This is a genomic window from Candidatus Dependentiae bacterium (assembly GCA_026389015.1).
Lineage (GTDB): Bacteria > Babelota > Babeliae > Babelales > Vermiphilaceae > JAPLIR01.
Window position 1 is genome coordinate 35,682 of record JAPLIR010000018.1, and the last position, 17,812, is coordinate 53,493.

General features: G+C 42.4%; 14 protein-coding genes. 9 read left to right on the top strand and 5 right to left on the bottom strand.

The window, feature by feature from the left end; translation table 11 throughout:
• Positions 1-11 precede the first annotated feature (11 nt).
• The 5 genes from NTX86_03100 to NTX86_03120 are packed head-to-tail and all read left to right on the top strand — an operon-like array spanning position 12 to position 7,278.
• On the top strand, positions 12-1,835 hold the full coding sequence (locus tag NTX86_03100) for a tetratricopeptide repeat protein (protein ID MCX5922289.1): 1,824 nt from the start codon (positions 12-14) through the stop codon (positions 1,833-1,835).
• Entirely contained in the window at positions 1,832-3,265 is a 1,434-nt protein-coding gene (locus NTX86_03105; protein ID MCX5922290.1) for a tetratricopeptide repeat protein, read from the top strand. The genes NTX86_03100 and NTX86_03105 overlap by 4 nt, the downstream gene beginning before the upstream one ends.
• Positions 3,265-4,602: a tetratricopeptide repeat-containing glycosyltransferase family protein gene (locus tag NTX86_03110; GenBank protein MCX5922291.1), complete on the top strand. Its 1,338-nt coding sequence runs from the start codon at positions 3,265-3,267 to the stop codon at positions 4,600-4,602. The genes NTX86_03105 and NTX86_03110 overlap by 1 nt, the downstream gene beginning before the upstream one ends.
• Positions 4,586-6,082, top strand: coding sequence for a tetratricopeptide repeat-containing glycosyltransferase family protein (locus tag NTX86_03115; protein ID MCX5922292.1), 1,497 nt, complete (start codon positions 4,586-4,588; stop codon positions 6,080-6,082). Before NTX86_03110 ends, NTX86_03115 begins: the two co-directional genes overlap by 17 nt.
• Positions 6,079-7,278 carry a hypothetical protein gene (locus NTX86_03120; GenBank protein MCX5922293.1) on the top strand — a complete coding sequence of 400 codons (1,200 nt, stop codon included), beginning with the start codon at positions 6,079-6,081 and terminating at the stop codon, positions 7,276-7,278. Before NTX86_03115 ends, NTX86_03120 begins: the two co-directional genes overlap by 4 nt.
• A 73-nt stretch (positions 7,279-7,351) precedes the next feature.
• Here NTX86_03120 and NTX86_03125 read toward each other — a convergent pair whose 3' ends face one another.
• From NTX86_03125 to NTX86_03135, 3 genes are all read right to left on the bottom strand, one after another.
• On the bottom strand, positions 7,352-8,500 hold the full coding sequence (locus NTX86_03125) for a hypothetical protein (GenBank protein MCX5922294.1): 1,149 nt from the start codon (positions 8,498-8,500) through the stop codon (positions 7,352-7,354).
• Positions 8,501-8,527: 27 nt separating this feature from the next.
• Positions 8,528-8,809 carry a hypothetical protein gene (locus tag NTX86_03130; protein MCX5922295.1) on the bottom strand — a complete coding sequence of 94 codons (282 nt, stop codon included), beginning with the start codon at positions 8,807-8,809 and terminating at the stop codon, positions 8,528-8,530.
• A 106-nt stretch (positions 8,810-8,915) separates the two neighbouring features.
• Complete coding sequence (locus NTX86_03135; protein MCX5922296.1) at positions 8,916-9,443, bottom strand: rhodanese-like domain-containing protein; 528 nt, start codon at positions 9,441-9,443, stop codon at positions 8,916-8,918.
• A 227-nt stretch (positions 9,444-9,670) separates the two neighbouring features.
• On the opposite strand from NTX86_03135, the gene NTX86_03140 reads away from it, so the two are divergent.
• Genes NTX86_03140 through NTX86_03150 form a run of 3 tightly spaced genes read left to right on the top strand, consistent with a single transcriptional unit; the run spans position 9,671 to position 13,887 of the window.
• Positions 9,671-10,876 (top strand): hypothetical protein, encoded by a 1,206-nt coding sequence (locus tag NTX86_03140; GenBank protein MCX5922297.1) that lies wholly within the window; start codon positions 9,671-9,673, stop codon positions 10,874-10,876.
• A 30-nt stretch (positions 10,877-10,906) separates the two neighbouring features.
• Positions 10,907-12,166 (top strand): hypothetical protein, encoded by a 1,260-nt coding sequence (locus NTX86_03145; GenBank protein ID MCX5922298.1) that lies wholly within the window; start codon positions 10,907-10,909, stop codon positions 12,164-12,166.
• An 11-nt stretch (positions 12,167-12,177) separates the two neighbouring features.
• Positions 12,178-13,887 carry a tetratricopeptide repeat protein gene (locus NTX86_03150; protein ID MCX5922299.1) on the top strand — a complete coding sequence of 570 codons (1,710 nt, stop codon included), beginning with the start codon at positions 12,178-12,180 and terminating at the stop codon, positions 13,885-13,887.
• 3 nt (positions 13,888-13,890) lie between these two features.
• On the opposite strand, the gene NTX86_03155 is transcribed toward NTX86_03150, so the two are convergent.
• Entirely contained in the window at positions 13,891-15,240 is a 1,350-nt protein-coding gene (locus tag NTX86_03155; protein ID MCX5922300.1) for a hypothetical protein, read from the bottom strand.
• A gap of 155 nt (positions 15,241-15,395) precedes the next feature.
• Here NTX86_03155 and NTX86_03160 point away from each other — a divergent pair, with 155 nt between their 5' ends.
• Positions 15,396-17,492, top strand: a complete 2,097-nt coding sequence (locus tag NTX86_03160; GenBank protein ID MCX5922301.1) for a DUF6165 family protein — start codon at positions 15,396-15,398, stop codon at positions 17,490-17,492.
• 120 nt (positions 17,493-17,612) lie between these two features.
• Here the strand turns inward: NTX86_03160 and NTX86_03165 are convergent.
• Positions 17,613-17,812 (bottom strand): hypothetical protein (locus tag NTX86_03165; GenBank protein MCX5922302.1); only part of this gene is annotated, 200 nt, incomplete at its 5' end.

The window sequence follows — 17,812 nt, forward strand, 5'->3', positions numbered from 1 at the left end:
AGGACCCAACGATGCACACAATAAAAAAAATTATACTGACGACAATGTTTTCCATAATGAATTGCCAAGCACAAGAATCATTTGAATCACTATTCAACCAAGGCACACAAGAATTTCAATGCGGAAACCATGACCAAGCAATTGTCGCCTATAAAAAAGCATTATCCTATAACACAACCTGTCCGCAGCTTTATTTCAATCTCGGATTAGTACACCTACAACAAAAATGTTTTGAACAAGCGGCCGATGCCTTTAAGCAAGCCATTGACCACGATGCAAATTATACAAAAGCCCGTTATCACCTCGGTACCGCATTGCGCGATCAAGAGAAAAATCAGGAAGCACTAGAACAATTCCAAAAAACACTGTCGCTTGACCCAAACCATTACGATGCACTAGTTGGACTCGCACGCGTACTCAATGCAGTCAGTAAATTTGAGGAATCAACCCGCTGCTTTGAACGTGCCCTCGGCTTGCAACCACAGAATGCAAACATCCTATTGGAATATGCCAACACATTAAATATGGCCAACCAGACAGAAAAGGCGCTCGAAATCTATTATAAAATTTTGGCCATTCTTCCTAACAACAGTTCAATCATGTATAACGTCGCCTACACCTTAAAAAAACTTAATAGAATAGAAGAAGCACTTCCTGTTTATCAAAGAGTATTGGAACTTGACCCCAATAACAGTGAAGCGCATTTCAGTCTCAGCCTTGCCTATCTTATCACTGGCAACTTTGAACAAGGATGGCCTGAATACGAATGGCGTTGGAAGCGCGATCAAGGTTCTGCCCGCAATCTCAGCAAACCACTCTGGGATGGCACCCCACTCCATGGAAAAACAATTTTGCTCCATGCCGAACAAGGCCTTGGCGATAGCTTCCAATTTATTCGCTATGCCAAAATGGTAAAAGAACGTGGTGGCAAAATTGTTGCCGCTGTGCATAGCCCCTTGGTCACCTTGTTCAAGCTCTGCCCTTATATGGACACCGTGATATCACTCAATGATAATTTACCTTTCTATGATGTCCATGCACCCTTAATGTCACTCCCTTATCTTTTAAAAACAAGAGCTGAAACCATTCCTCACGACATGCCCTATTTATATGCTGATCCAGCATTGGTAGAATCCTGGAAGGAAAAACTATCTGCCGATAAGAAATTTAAAATTGGTATTTGCTGGCAAGGAAATTCAAACTACAGCACCCATTTTTTACGCACCGCCGTTGCTGCTAAATCAATCTCACTCCCAACCTTTATGCCACTGCTTACTATGCCAGGCGTCAGCACCTACAACTTGCAAAAAGTTACGGGTGAAGATCAATTAAACTTATTACCTACCAACGCATCACTTATTAATTTTGGCGATGACTTTGACACGACGCACGGACGCTTTATGGACACGGCAGCTGTCATGAAAAATCTTGATCTTATTATCACCGTTGACACCTCCATTGCGCACCTTGCTGGTGGCTTGGGCGTACCAGCATGGGTATTTCTCCCCGAACCACCAGACTGGCGCTGGATGCTCAAGCGCACGGATACACCATGGTACCCAACCATGCGTTTATTCAGACAACCTGCCGCTGGCGATTGGGACAGTGTCATGCAAACCATCACCGCAGAACTGACCAAACTCATGACGCCAAAACAATCTATTGCTGAAAAAATACGGGACATTCAAGAAGAAATAGCGCGAATTGAACAGCAACTTAATCTCCATGAACACAAACAATCTTTCGATGCAAACTTCACCCAACTCAATCAAACAATGTTTGCTTTATGTGCCGAGCACAACAAACTCAAGAAAGCCATACAAGGAACGGTATGATCAATAAAAAAATAATGCTCTGTATGTCATTGCTCTGCGCGGCGACAGGGCTACAAGCGCATGATATAGCCAATCACCTTGCACAAGCAACCACGCTGAGAAAGCACGGCGATAATCAGAAGGCAATTGCACAACTCAGACAGGCTCTGGATCTTGAGCCTGCCAATCATGATGCAACATCCTTGTTGGTAGACTTGTTAGACGAATCGGGTGATTACGATGCTGCATGCACGGTGCTCCAGCAAGCGCTGTGCCTGGCTCCTCACAACGTAGGGTTCACGCACCGACTTGCTTGCCTGTGCATCAATATTGGCCGTGTTGAAGAAGCTCTGGATGGCTTTAACGACATTCTTAATCAGATCCCCCATAGTACACAAACCATGTACAATAGTGCCTATACACTCAAAATGGCCGGCCGTGTTGATGAGGCAATAGCGCTGTATGAAAAAATACTTATGCTACAGCCTGACTATGAATCGGCAGAATTTGCACTCGGCCATGCCTATTTATATAAAGGTGATTTTAACAAAGGCTGGCAACAGCATGAACACTATTTAAAACGATCCCATAAGAACTCTGAACTGTTACGCACATTATTACTCACCAATCAACTCGCCGACAAAATTATTTTATTGCGTCCTGAAGGGGGGCTTGGTGACACACTCCAATTTATCCGCTATGCACAACTATTAAAAGAAAAAGGTGCCACCATTATTGCAGCAGTACAAAAACCACTCGTGCCATTATTGACACGATGTCCCTATATTGACACAGTAGTGCCAGTGCAAAGCCCACTACCTCCTTGTCACGAGTGGGTAGCACTTATGAGTCTCCCGGCAATTTTTAATTCAGACGAAGTCACCATACCCAAAAATATTCCCTACCTTTACCCAGACCCTGCGCTCGTAGAACAATGGGGAAATTTTTTTCAAACAAATACCCACTTTAAAATTGGCATCTGCTGGCAGGCTGATGTATTTAATGATTCTTCTCGTCCACGCGTTGCACGACGTGGCATGTCATTAACGCATTTTTATCTTCTGGCACAGATGCCCAACATCAGCCTCTATAGTCTGCAGCAAAAAGATGGCACCGAACAAATTCAACACATGCCAGCACCATGCACGCTCAATGTCTTTGACGAACAATTTGATAACGCCCACGGTGCTTTTATGGATAGCGCTGCGGTCATGAAGCATTTGGATTTGGTCATTACGGTCGATACGGCCATCGCACATCTTGCTGGTGCACTGGGCACCAAGGTATGGCTCTTGCTCCCCTATGCTACTGACTGGCGCTGGATTGTTGGTCGTACTGACACACCATGGTATCCAAGCATGCGTATCTTCAAGCAGCCTAACCCATTCGATTGGGAATCAGTGATGCATGAGGTTGAAAAAGAACTGAAAATGTTGGTAGAGGACAAATAATGAAGGGTATTTTTACAATCCTCCTCCTGTTCATAACACATCTCCACGCATCTCCATCTCTCATCGAACAAGGCAACCAATTTTTGCAGCAACAAAAATTAGACGAAGCACATCACTGTTTTTCACAAGCATTAACTCAGACCATTCAAGACAGCGAACAATATGCCATCGGCAATGCACTCCTGAACCTCGGCAACATGTATTATCAACAAGCGGCCATGGAAAAATCAGCAACTATATTCCAACAACTCGTCGATCTTTTTCCACACAGCTCAGCCGTACATCACAACCTTGGCCTCACCTTGGTTGAACTCACCCGTTACGATAAAGCAGAAAAAGTACTTGCACACGCATGCATGCTCAAACCAGACAATCCTGATTTCCATGTCGCTTTAGCAACAACACAATTAGCGTTGGGCAACTATGAACAAGGCTGGGAAAACTATGAACAACGCTGGCAACAACCAGATAAAAAAGCTCTCACCTTTTCCGCCATTCGTTGGGATGGCATACAGTCATTGCGCGGCAAAACAATACTGCTACTTTCTGAAGGAGCGCTAGGCGATTGCATACAGTTTGTCCGTTATGCACAATGCATAAAAGAACTGGGTGCAACCGTGATTCTCAAAACATTAAAACCCCTGACGTCATTATTAAGTAACTGTTCATACATCGACAAAATTATTACCGAAAAAGAACCCCTGCCGGCAACCGATTATTATACATCGCTCATGAGCTTACCTGCGCTCATGCATACCACCATCGACACCGTTCCAATACCTATTCCCTACATCAATGCAGAGCCTACACTTATTGAGTTATGGAAAAACAAATTCATCGACGCTAACAACATTAACATTGGCATTTGCTGGCAAGCAGACACCACCAATGATGCTAACCGCCCTCCACAAGCACAACGTTCGATTCCCGCAGACATGCTTGCACCACTTGCACTACTACCCAACATAAAGCTCTATAGCCTCCAACAAGGAGCCGTAGCACCGCCATGCATGCATGATTTTGGACCAACCGTTGATACTGCCAACGGACGATTCATGGATACTGCCGCGATTATGTGCAACCTTGACTTAGTCATTTCAGTTGATACTGCCATCGCTCATTTAGCTGGAGCGCTCGGCACGCCAACCTGGCTCATATTACCCTATAAAGCAGATTGGCGTTGGTTGACCACACAACGCACAACGCCGTGGTACCCAACTATGCATATTTTTAGAAAAAATCAGTCGGAACCGTGGACTACTGTCATTGAAAAAATTATTGATAAAGTATCTTTCTTCATAATCAAAAAGGAAACCGCTCATGAAAAAATATTATAGTATTCTCCTGACATGCACCACCTTATGCTCAGCTCAACAAGCTGACTATGTAGGCCATATAGAATCTCTTCCCGCCACAAAAACAGAACAAACCACTACACTGCTTGAGCAAGCACAACAGTGTATGACCGAAAACAAACATCAAGAAGCATTACGTTTGTGTACAATTATAATCGCACAAGACCCCACGTCATTCCGCGCACATCTTACTATGGGAAAAAGCCATCTTGCATTGAATGCCGCTGATGCTGCATTGGCAAGTTTCACCAAGGCACTTAACACAAGACCTTCCGATGATAAAAGTGCCGTCGAATTAGGAAACTGTTTACTCAATCTTGGTAACCACTTTTTTGGTACCCATGAAACAGAAAAAGCACTCGATGCTTTCAAATCAATACTTACCATTTCAGAAAATTTTTCAGCAGTGCACCACAACATTGCTTTCACCTTAGCCGAACAATCCGGCGACATACACGGCGCCCTTGAACATTATCGCAAAGCCACAAACTATAATCCTAACAATGTTGAAACACGATTTTGTTCTTCACTAGCGCTCCTGGCATCAGGAAATCTTGTTGAAGGGTTCGATGCCTACCAAACACGTTGGAAGCGCGCCAACCATGCCCCACGTTCCTTCAGTTATCCTCTTGCCAAACAATGGGACGGTATAGCCGATATACGCGGCAAACGCATACTCATCAATGTTGAACAAGGCCTTGGTGACACGTTACAGTTTATTCGCTATGCACAGTTACTCAAAAATCAAGGCGCCATTGTCATAGCAGAAGTACAAAAACCACTTGCCGATATTCTCTCGCTCTGCCCTTATCTTGATGAGATTGTCACTATTGGAACATCGCTCCCCGCATTCGATTATCAAATACCAATGCTGAACCTTCCCCACGTGTATAAAACAAACTTGCAAACGATTCCCGCAGACATACCTTACTTGCGTGCGGCCCCTCAATTAATCACGCAGTGGCGTTCACTACTCGCACAAGACACCAACTTTAAAATTGGCATTTGCTGGCGTGGCGACAGCGCACACGGCGCATCAAAATTCATGCCATTCAATTATTTTGCACGTCTTGCAGAACTGCCTGGCGTAAGCGTGTACAGCCTTCAAAAAGATGAGACCACCAACGATCAAAAATACAATGCCCTCATCCAAGAAACCCGCATTAAAAGATTTGAAGGAGACTTTGACGAACACCATGGACGGTTCATGGATACTGCTGCGGTCATCAAAAATCTCGATTTAATTATTACCGTCGACACCTCGATTGCGCATTTGGCTGGTGGCCTTGGCGTGCCAACGTGGATAGTGCTTCCATTCCCTGCTGAATGGCGTTGGCTGATCGAACGTGATGACAGTCCTTGGTACCCAACCATGCGTTTGTTTAGACAACAAGAATACAATAATTGGCAAGGTGTCTACACGCAATTACTCCAAGCTTTAGCCGAACGGCTTGACGCATGAACATGCTCTTTTTGGTGCTACTCGCAACTCTAAGCTGGTCACCCATAACCAACGCACAAAACTGCGTCACCTTATTCAACAACGCCATGCGCATCTATAAAGAAGAACCGGAGCATGCCGTAGCATTGTTGCAAGGAGTTATACAACAAGAACCAGAATCCCTCGAAGCTCATTATAATACTGCCTATATCTTGAAACAAACAGGCAACTTTGCACAAGCATTGCCCTACTACGAGCATGTACTCACTAAACAACCGGGCTATGTACATGCGCACATTGGTGCAGCACAAGCTCATTTGGCAGTTGGTAATTATCTGCAAGGCTGGCAAGATTTAGAATGGCATTTGGGAGAACCACCTGCCTACACACAAGAAGCACTCACCTATCTACACAGTCATTATTCATTAGATAACAAGATCATCCTTCTCAATGCAGAATGGGGTATTGGCGATGCGATTATGATGGCACGTTATGCCCAACAACTAAAAAGTCGAGGAGCAACCGTCATCATTCACCTTATTCACCAAGCACTCGTGCCATTATTTAAACAACAACCATATTTTGACAAAGTCATTGCACCACAGGAGCCCAGCGCACTCTTTCATTTTCAAATTCCGATTATGAGCTTACCTATGGTTTTTGAAACGACCGTCAAAACAATACCCGCTCAAGGGCCCTACATTACCATTGATCAAGCATTAATTGATACATGGCGTGAACCATTGTCACACGATACGAATTTTAAAATTGGTATTTGTTGGCATGGCAGCACCATTCATGGTGAAGAAAAATTCATGCCACTCAGTTACTTTGCGCAACTTGCAAACATACCAGGCGTTTCTATGTACAGCTTGCAACGGCAACATGGCATGGACCAACTCAATAATTTACAAGACCCAACCATCATCAAACAATTCGATGATACATTTGATTCCATACCATTTTTAGATACTGCTGCCGTCATGAAAAATCTTGATCTCGTTATCACCGTTGACACCTCTATTGCTCATCTTGCTGGTGCACTGGGTGTGCCGGTGTGGGTTGTTGTACCTCATCCTGCCGACTGGCGTTGGATGATAGAGCGCAACGACAGCCCGTGGTATCCAAGTATGAAATTGTTCAGAAAAGCAAAAGATGGTAATTGGGACATGGTACTTAATGAAATACAGCAAGCACTCAGTAAAATTATGCAGTAATAAAGAATCCCCCGAATGCTCGGGGGATTCTTTTGCTTAAAAAATGTATCGAATCAACTATCAATCATTAAGCTTAGTTCTTATGTTCGTCAGTATCTTTTGGCGCAACGTAGTGCTTGCCAGCCATAGCATGAACTCGTTTTGCAACTTCATTCATAACTGGTTCCCAATCACCCTGTTTTTGTTGCCATAGCAATTCTACCGTTGGATAGTACTCAGACCACTTAGCGCCATGAGCACCCCAACGCCAATCTGATTCTTTTGGCAAACAGGTAATCACATTTTTAATCTGCGCTGCACCAAGAAGATTCACTGGACCTGAATCAGCAAACACCATAAGACCACGACCTTCAGCAGCTTTTGCTAATGCCATTAATTCCATGAAATCAAGTTTGTTTAATGACTTAAATGTGCAATCTGATGGCACACTGTCAATAACATCACGCGCATCAAGATTCTTTTTGACTGCATCGCCACTCGCTTGGAGCTTGCCAAGTTCTTGTGAACTCATTTGCTCGTAGCCAAACTCAACACCAAAGACAGTTGCTCCACTACCTTTGAGCTTTGTTAATAAGTTTCCTATTGGATATTTACGATCAAGTTCACGTGAGGTTAGTGTAGGCGCTTTTGCACTTGCAGACCATCCTGCAATCACAATAGGCCCTTTAATCTGTGCAAGTTCTTGCTCCCAATATTTAACTTTAGCTGCGTCTGGTTGCACATAGCCTGCATCGACACCTGGCACATCTTTAATAGTTTTTGTTGCGCCTACACCATTTTTTGATAACAATGCTGGTAAATGACGGAAGTCAGCTTCGTACGAACCTTGTGGCAATTGAACTTTACCACTGTTAACATCGTTAGCTTTTACTACTTCGTCAATGATTCCTTGATCTTTTAACGCATTCAAGAAACATAACTCTGGCGGACGTGCCACAACAGTAACTTTTGCTCCCGTTTGTTTTTTCAATACAGGAAGCCAACGCATATAAAATCCGGTATCACCAATGCCTTGTTTTGCGCGAACAATGACCGATTTTGGATTATTCTTGAAAGCAGCAGCATCTAATTGATTGTTTTCTGGATCAATATTTTCTGCGACTAAACCAAAACCATTACCTAAATCACCTTGACCTAATAAGGATTCAGCCACTGCAAACTTAATATGTGTTGGAATTTCTTTTTCATTAAAACCAGTTTTCAAGCGTGTCCATGAAGACAATGCTTCACCGTAGCTACCTGAGCAATATTAATTCATAAAAGTATCAAATGGTGTACCGACTTTGATGCCTTGTTGTTCTAAATCAGCACGCAACAATGATGCCATATTGTCTAATGAGGGACTCTTTTTAATTTTACCGGTTTGATATTCACGCAATACAGCAGCTTGTGCAAAGGGATTGCTCGCCACCAATTCTTGCATTTTAATCTGCGCATCTTTGCGTTGATCTGTTAATTCCTTCATGGCTTCACAACCACTTACTAACGTCAGCGCTGATATAACGCCAACAGAGCGTATCGTTGCCTTCATAAATCGCATCCCCTTCATGCATTGAATACTATATGGTTATACTTCGGGAATGAAGACTACATCAAAAAAAACAAACAACAATCAAAATACGCATTAAATAATGTGACTACTCGAAATCACCTTGTTGCTTTAAATAGGCATATTGACATGGTCCTTCGCAAGGATAACCAAGTCTATACCATTCGCGAATACCACCTTCGTAGGCACGTACATTTTTAAATCCCAAATATTTGAGCAATCTAAATGCTTTAAGACTCGCATCACATTTTTTTGTAGCGCAGTACACAATGGTTTCTCTATTTCTATCCCATGCTTTCGCTTTTTCTTCTAAAAAACGTAAAGGAGCGTCTATAGATCCGGTAATATGCGCATCATCAAAAAACGTTTGGCCCAAAACATTCACCACAAAAAGAGATGGATCATTTTTTATTTTTGCCAAGAGCTCTTGCGCAGAAATTGTTTCAATCTTATATCTGGTATCAGTAAAACTTGGATGGGTATATTTTGCACCCAATGAGGATTTATACATAGAAGTGTACGAAATGGGGCACGCGCCAGTCCCACATTCACTTGAATAAAGGGGTACGCCGGCTAACAAAAGTCCTATTCCCATAATCTTCTTTATATAATTCATATAACCATCCATTTCAATATTGCGTCTTAATCTGTTTGATTCTTAATTAAGATGATAATCAATCTAACATGAATAAGTCAACAATATAATTCTATTTGAATATAAATACGCTTAATATAGAGTATAGTCTAACCATAATGAATCTTTACGTCCCTTTGTATATTTAGTATGACTTTCTACTAATTTAACAATCAAACCTACATTTCAACCCTAGAAAAGAGCGCTTAATGAAAAAAATACTCCGTTCAGCCTATATTCTATGCTACATCCCCCTCCATGCGACCGAAATGAACATACAAAAAGCCTATGACTCTCTCATTAATGATGATTACGATACCGCACTCGTTGCTTACCAAGAATTAGCAAAAACCCACCCACATAATGGTGATATACTCTGCAGCATAGGATTTATCTTAAAAAAACAACAAAAAATGCAGGAAGCTATAACAGCCTATGAAAAGGCTCGACCCTTTGTTGACCGCACCTCAAAAATAGAACGGGCACTTTCTAGTGCTTATCTAGCACTCGGTGATTTCGAAAAAGGCTGGGCAGCTTATGAATATCGGTGGATAAACCCTCCTGCCTATAATCAAGAGCTGAAAAACTATCTTAATGCTGGCAATAGCCTCAAAAATAAAATAGTACTCCTCAAAACAGAATATGGTCTTGGTGACACCTTACAGTTCATTCGCTATGCCAAGATATTAAAAGATAAAGGCGCACATATTATTGTTGAATGCCAAAAGCCACTCATACCACTCCTGAAACAATGCCCGTATATCGATGAAATAGTTCCCGAAGGCCGCCCGACACCTTACCATTTTATGGCATTACTTATGAGTCTTCCTCTTATTTTTGACACCACACGAGTAACGATTCCCACACAAATTCCTTACTTGTATGCCGATCAAACAGTCGCTGCCTATTGGCAAGAAAAGCTTGGCCAGGACACACATATAAAAATTGGTATTTGTTGGCAAGCAGACATTCATAAGGATTCACCAGACGAAATAGTAAAAAAAGATTCACAAGCAAAATCAATACCACTCAACTACCTTACACAACTGGCTGAACTGCCCAATATAAAACTCTATAGTTTGCAAAAGGTGAATGGCCTGGATCAACTCACGGCATTGCCTCGTACTAACAAAATTCATCATTTTGATGCACTGGACAAAGAGCATGGACCTTTTATGGACACCGCCGCACTCATGCAACAATTAGACTTAATTATTACCGTCGACACATCTATTGCACATCTTGCTGGTGGGCTGGGTGTTCCCGTCTGGGTTGTGCTTCCTTATGCAGCCGATTGGCGCTGGATGCTTGATCGTAATGACAGCCCTTGGTATCCTACCATGCGCTTGTTTAAACAATCTCAACCGGGCAATTGGCAATCGGTAATAAATCAGATGATACAAGGCTTGAAATAATAAAAAAATCATGATAAAAAAGGAACCTAAATGCAATTACCCATAACAACAGTTCTACTGTGTTTGCCTCTATTTTTTTCTCTTCACGCAAGCGATTTTCCAACCGATCCAAAACAGATAGAAATGCTTGGATTACAAGCGACTACTGCAGATAATCTTCCGCTGGCATTTGTCTATTATACAAAACTTTTAGAATGCAACCACTCCAACAGTAGCACCCTTTACAACTGTGCTTATCTTTTGGGCAAACTCAATAGAAACCAAGAAGCAATACCCTACTATCAAAAATCTCTCGCGCAGGGATCTTCAACTACCACCCTGTTTGGTTTAAGCAAAGCTCAACTGGCCTGCGGTAATTTTGATGAGGCATGGCCTAGTTTTGAGTGTCGATTCCCTGATCCAAAAATCTATCAACAAACTTTTGGTTATACAGCATTGGACATGCAAAATCTTGCAGGCAAACACATATTAATAAGAGCAGAATGGGGACTGGGCGACATGGTACAATTTATACGATACGTCCAATTACTAAAAAACGCAGGAGCCTACACTATTGTGCAAGTATTCGATGCACTTAGACCATTATTATCACGCTGCGATTTTATTGACCAAACAATAAGCGCGGGTGATGCTATACCAAACAATGATGTGCAAATTCCTCTCCTTAGTTTGCCCATGCTTTTCAAAACCAATATCAACACCATTCCCGCTTCAATACCCTATCTGACCGCAGATCCCAAACTAGTAGCATCGTGGCAACAGAAACTATCACACGACCATAATCTGAAAGTTGGCTTGTGCTGGCATGCAAAACCAATTTATCTAGAAGACAATCTCTACACACGTCGCTCCATACCGCTAGAAAACTTCCTATCGCTTGCATCATTGCAAGGATGCAGCTTTTATAGTTTACAAAAAGAATTTGGCACAGATGAATTAAAAATCGTCACCGACGTATTACCAATCCATGATTTTGATCCAGAATTTGATACAACTAACGGCAGATTTATGGATACTGCAGCAGTCATAAAAAATTTGGATATTATTATTTCAGCTGACACATCAATCGTACATGTTGCTGGTGCACTCGGTGCGACGGTATGGGTATTGCTCCCCTATTCAGCTGAATGGCGTTGGCTCCCAGGCCATCCTGACTATGCACAAGGCTCCACAACACCGTGGTATCCCAACACCATGCGGTTATTCAAACAAAAAACGCCGGGTGATTGGCATGCAGTCATAAAAGAAGTTAAAGAAGCATTACAAGAGCTACTCAATAAACAACAATAAAAGGAATCACTATGTTTGCACACAAACAACTCACCACTGTTGCACTCCGTTATGGACCCCTTGCACTTGCTCTGTGCATTGGTATTGTGATAAAAAACCCCTTAGATAAAATCTATCGTAAGACGTTTCCTCAAACACAACCCGATCAGATAGACCTCTTACTAAAACAGGGCATAGATCTCCAAGCAGCGGGTAAACTCAAAGAGGCTATCAGCACCTATAAGCAATTACTCACAACAAATCCCGCCATTACTCAAACGCTCGTTCGCCTGGGCAGTGCCGCATCAGAACTTAAAGATTACAACAGCGCCATTACGTATTATAAAAGTGCCATCACTATTGCACCCAACCATCTTGGTGCTTATGGTGCATTAAGCGCAAATTTACGGTATACAAAAGAATATGCGCAAGCGGCAAAATACGCCACAATGGGTGTTTCACTAGTATCTGATTATTACGATGGCTATTTCCAACTCAGCAAAGCACAAACAGAACTAGCAGAATTTGAACAAGCAATAAAAAATGCACAAAAAGCAATAACTCTACAACCGAACAATATTCATGCCTATCTCAACCTCGGGCATATCCATAACAGAAATGGCACACTCGACGATGCCGTTGCCATGTACAAAAAAGCATTAGAAATTACACCTGAATTTCCTAATGCATTGTACAACCTAGGTTACACACTCAGAATTCAGAAAAAAACTGACGAAGCGCTCACCTACTTACTCCGCGCAGCGGAACTCCAAGCAAATTATGTTGATGCACACGTTGCTATTGCACAAGCTTATTGGTCACAAAAAAAGTTTGATGTTGCATGGCAAGAATACGAGTGGCGCTGGAAACTCTTAGGCATTGACCCACATGCCATGAGTACACCACTGTGGGATGGCTGCGATCTAAAAGGTAAAACCATTGTACTCTACTGCGAACAAGGCCTGGGCGACACCTTACAATTTGTACGCTACACAAAATTAGTAAAAGAAAAAGGCGCTACGGTGGTGTGCAAAGTACAAAAGCCCCTGCTTACTTTACTGGCTCAATTTCCGCACATCGACAAGCTCATCAGCAGCATGGCAGAAACCAAAGGAATGCATATTGATTACCAAGCACCGCTCTTGAATCTGCCGGGCATTTTAAAGACACGTGAACATACGATTCCTGCCGACATCCCTTATCTCAAAGCAGATCCAAAGCTTATCAGTTTGTGGAAATCAAAATTGGCTCACGATACAAAATTCAAAATTGGCCTTTGTTGGCATGTTGACCCGCACCACGAAGTTGATAAATCACCATGGGAAAAACGCACCGTTACTATTGATCTCTTCACACAACTCTCGCGAATAGCTAACACCAGTTTTTATAGCTTGCAAAAAATTAATGGCGAAGATCAGCTCAAGAATCTGCCCGAAAGTTTTGTCGTAAAAACCTTTGACCAAAACTTTGATGAAAAACATGGCAGATTTATGGATACTGCTGCCGTGATTATGAATCTTGATTTGGTGATTACGGTTGACACTTCCGTTGCACACCTTGCTGCTGGCATGGGCAAAAAAGTGTGGATGCTGTTGCCGTACACTCCCGACCCACGTTGGTATAACGAAGGCCAGGCCACACCATGGTATCCCAACATGCGCTTATTCAGACAACCAAAACCGTACGATTGGCAATCAGTAGGCAATGAATTAAAAGTAGCATTGGCTGCTCTGGTAAAATAGCACCTACAATGTAATGAGACGCCCCACTCTACTGATCCAAAACCCAGTAGAGTGGCTGGCAAAAATAGTATCTCGTTGCAATCGCACTGACTCAAAAATAGCAAAGAGATACATGAGACGCCGCATGTACACAGCAGAAAACCACGTATCATTTATAGCAACGAGCAAGGGAAGATCCTCTTGCTCGTTGCGCATATGATCATTACCAATAAAAATATCAGAGCATAATCGCGGCACCGCGGTTAATGTAGGAGAGAGCTCGAGCCTATCTGATTGCTCACTCACACAATAGTCGTTGCACTCGTTTAAAAACAACGCACGACAACAACTAAACTTTTTAAAAATGGATGGTATGAATTCTGTGAAAGGACAGAGGTTTTTCTTATCGTACCACTGCACAATGCGTCCATGTTTTATAATAAAATAACTGGTAAAGTTTTGTACCCCTTCATCATTTTCTATAACACGCGCAGAACCGACAGCAATAGTAACGTCATGTTCCGCCCAACTATGCCCTATCCAGGTATGATAATTCAATGGCGCCAAAAAAGATGTTTCGGGCATTATGATGGTAGTGACAGAAGGTTTATTTGCTAATTTTTGGTAGATCGCTTCATTAACATAGGCAGCCTGATCTTCTAAAGTGTCACTGCGCGATGGCGGAGCAACATACCCCAGCGTGGAAACATACGATGTTCCGTCGTACAAAGACGATTGCCACAATCCCATAAAAAATGGCACAAGACACATAATTGCCAAGCCTGCATGCCACCATGATTTTTTTATATAAGCAAGCACTATACTCATCTGCATAACACACAGTGCAAACAATAACCCATACTCACCAATAATTGGCAAGGCTTGTAACAACATCGAATATTCCGCAAGTACTAATAATGGCGAGCCTGCGCAATAACCCATGTAACTTCCCAGCGGCCATAATATGCCATGCCGCACCCAATAAAAATAAGCCATGGTAGTTATTAACCAACACAGCGCCATCCAGTTAATTGATTGTGCACGCACCCTTGCCAAACGTTGTGCACCCCAAAACCACAACCCGGCATGCAACGCGCAATAGATAACAAAAAAAATACCCAAGAATATTCTGAATGGCCCGTGTCCTTTTTCTAGAATCAATCTCACAATGCCATAGCAATGCGTACCAAAAAACAACAGCCCCCACCACAAACCATAGGTAAAACCAACTATCTTTGGTTTTTTTAGGATGCTATAAAATAGTGGCACTAGAAATATAAATACGAGCCAAAATAAATGCTTTGACCAAAAAAAGGCGCTACTTAACGCCAATGCTGAAAGGCTTATGCTTATTAAAATAGCACCACTTTTCATCCAGTACTCCCCAAGATTTAATCTGTCATTATGAACCAAAACTATATCTAAAAACCAAACTTTGACTCTTATTTTTTTTTTTTGTATTAATTGATGACACGTTGTACATGAGCATAAAAAGGAATGTGAAACGTTATATTAAAAAAAGGATATTAATGAAGCTAAAAAACTACGGGAGCATTGCGCTCTTAATTCTCACTCTCATTATTTCAACTTCCGCAATCGCAGAAAGCTTTGAAACCTATTTCAATCTGGGCGTTGAATGCTTTAGACAGCAACAGAACGAACAAGCACTTACCCATTTCCAAAAAGCCATAGAATTTGAACCGGACCATGCACCCACCTATTTTAATGCCGGGCTCATATGCATGGAACAAAAAAACTACAGCCAAGCATGCAATTATTTTGAGCAAGCAATTACACATAACCCAAACTATACCAAAGCGTACCACTTTTTAGGACAATCCTATCAACATCTACACAATTATGACGCTGCGCTCAAACACTACCGCAAGGTCATGGAACTTAATCCTTCATCGACCGATACACTCATTGCTATGGCTGGCACCTTGCGCGCACAAGATAAAAATAGCCAAGCGGTAGAGATCCTCAAAAAAGCACTCACTCTTGACCCCAACAATTTGATAACGCTTTTTGATCTCGGACTTCTCAACACACTGCAAGAAAAATACGAAGATGCTACCACCTATTACAAAAAAATTCTTTCTTCACATCCCAACATGCCTAATGTGACCTGCAACCTTGCCCATGTATTGCGCTACCAAGGCCTTATTCAAGAAGCGCTTACCTATTACAAAAAAACACTCTCATTCTGGCCTACCGATGCGCATACGCATTATGGCTTTTCTGAATGCTCACTGGCCTTGGGCGACTTTCAATCTGGATGGCAATCATTTGAGTATCGTTGGAAGCGTGAACACAATCCTCGTGATTTTGGCACACGACTATGGGATGGTTCAGATCTAGCAGGCAAAAAAATCTTAATTCGCGCTGAGTACGGCCAAGGTGACACCATACAATTTATTCGTTATGCGCAGCTTTTGAAAGAACAAGGAGCAACCGTAATTTTGGAAGCACAAAATACGTTGGTTACCCTCCTTTCACTCTGCCCTTATTTAGACACAGTGGTTCCCGTTGCTGACCGACTCGAACAGCTTCCCGCACACGACTTTCAAGTTCCGGTCATGAGTCTGCCCTATTACTTCCACACCACCGTGGCGACTATACCAACAACCATTCCTTACATCACCGCACACCCGACCCTTGTTACTCACTGGCAAGAACAACTCAAATCAGACACGAACTTCAAGATTGGTATTTGTTGGGAAGGCTCACCCTACTACGAACAGTTCAAATCAGCACGTTCTAAAAAAGCCGTGCAGCTGGCTGCCTTTGCACCTATTGCACAACTGCCTGGCGTAAGCTTGTATAGTTTACAAAAAATGAATGGCACCGAACAACTTGCAGCACTCCCTCAAGGCATGACCATTCATAGCTTTAATGATGAGTTTGATAACAAGCATGGCAGATTTATGGACACCGCAGCGGTCATTCAAAACCTTGATTTGATTATCACGGTGGACACTTCCGTCACCCATCTTGCCGGCGCTTTGGGCAAACCAGTCTGGGTTATGCTGCCGCTTGTTGCCGATTGGCGTTGGATGATTGATAGAAACGATTGTCCGTGGTATCCAAGCAGCATGCGCTTATTCCGACAACACAGCATGGGCGATTGGACATCAGTTATTAGCACTATGGCTGGAGAATTAAAAGCAGTCTTGGAACAACGCTGTACCAAGAAATTCATTACCAATCAACTGCCTACCACCTTATCAATCATGGCGGAGATACAAATTGGTGAGCTCATTGATAAGATAACCATTCTGCAAATCAAAGCACAACAGATTAAAGATCCTGCAAAATTAAAAAATATTACTACTGAACTTGATACGCTCCTTGCTACGTGCAAAAATAGCGTACCACAAACCGCCGAGTTGGAAAAGCTCTGGGAAGATTTACTCACCATAAACAAATCACTGTGGGTTATTGAAGATGACATCCGCGACAAAGAACGAGTGCTAGAATTTGACCATGAATTCATTCGTCTTGCCCGCGCAGTCTATTACACCAACGATGAGCGCTGCCGCATTAAACGAGCGATTAATGAACTGAGTGGATCGCGATTGATTGAAGAAAAATCGTATAGAGATTACAAGCAACCTGCAAAATAGCTTAAGGTGCATTAAGATTTATAAAATTCTTGCATAACGTTAATGCGCTCACGCGAGACTACATTATAGGGCCCAGATACTGGGCCCTATAATGTAGTCTCGCGTGAGCGTAAAAATTATTTAATTTTTTTCTTCATCATCATTTGGATCAACATCATCATCATTACGATCTTTCTTAGCTGACTGATGAGCATAAACTGTGCATCCCATAGAATGGGCCTTACCTACGGCAATATTAGCACCACAAGAACATATCTCATTTGATGATGAACTTTCTTCAAAAAATACATCATTACTATTTGCATCCGTCTTCCAATCAT

What these genes read in the sequence shown, in the direction of transcription:
- NTX86_03100 (MCX5922289.1), top strand. Translation starts at nt 12, where the DNA reads ATGCACACAATAAAAAAAATTATACTGACGACAATGTTTTCCATAATG.
- NTX86_03105 (MCX5922290.1), top strand. Translation starts at nt 1,832, where the DNA reads ATGATCAATAAAAAAATAATGCTCTGTATGTCATTGCTCTGCGCGGCG.
- NTX86_03110 (MCX5922291.1), top strand. Translation starts at nt 3,265, where the DNA reads ATGAAGGGTATTTTTACAATCCTCCTCCTGTTCATAACACATCTCCAC.
- NTX86_03115 (MCX5922292.1), top strand. Translation starts at nt 4,586, where the DNA reads ATGAAAAAATATTATAGTATTCTCCTGACATGCACCACCTTATGCTCA.
- NTX86_03120 (MCX5922293.1), top strand. Translation starts at nt 6,079, where the DNA reads ATGAACATGCTCTTTTTGGTGCTACTCGCAACTCTAAGCTGGTCACCC.
- NTX86_03130 (MCX5922295.1), bottom strand. Translation starts at nt 8,809, where the DNA reads ATGAAGGCAACGATACGCTCTGTTGGCGTTATATCAGCGCTGACGTTA.
- NTX86_03135 (MCX5922296.1), bottom strand. Translation starts at nt 9,443, where the DNA reads ATGAATTATATAAAGAAGATTATGGGAATAGGACTTTTGTTAGCCGGC.
- NTX86_03140 (MCX5922297.1), top strand. Translation starts at nt 9,671, where the DNA reads ATGAAAAAAATACTCCGTTCAGCCTATATTCTATGCTACATCCCCCTC.
- NTX86_03145 (MCX5922298.1), top strand. Translation starts at nt 10,907, where the DNA reads ATGCAATTACCCATAACAACAGTTCTACTGTGTTTGCCTCTATTTTTT.
- NTX86_03150 (MCX5922299.1), top strand. Translation starts at nt 12,178, where the DNA reads ATGTTTGCACACAAACAACTCACCACTGTTGCACTCCGTTATGGACCC.
- NTX86_03155 (MCX5922300.1), bottom strand. Translation starts at nt 15,240, where the DNA reads ATGAAAAGTGGTGCTATTTTAATAAGCATAAGCCTTTCAGCATTGGCG.
- NTX86_03160 (MCX5922301.1), top strand. Translation starts at nt 15,396, where the DNA reads ATGAAGCTAAAAAACTACGGGAGCATTGCGCTCTTAATTCTCACTCTC.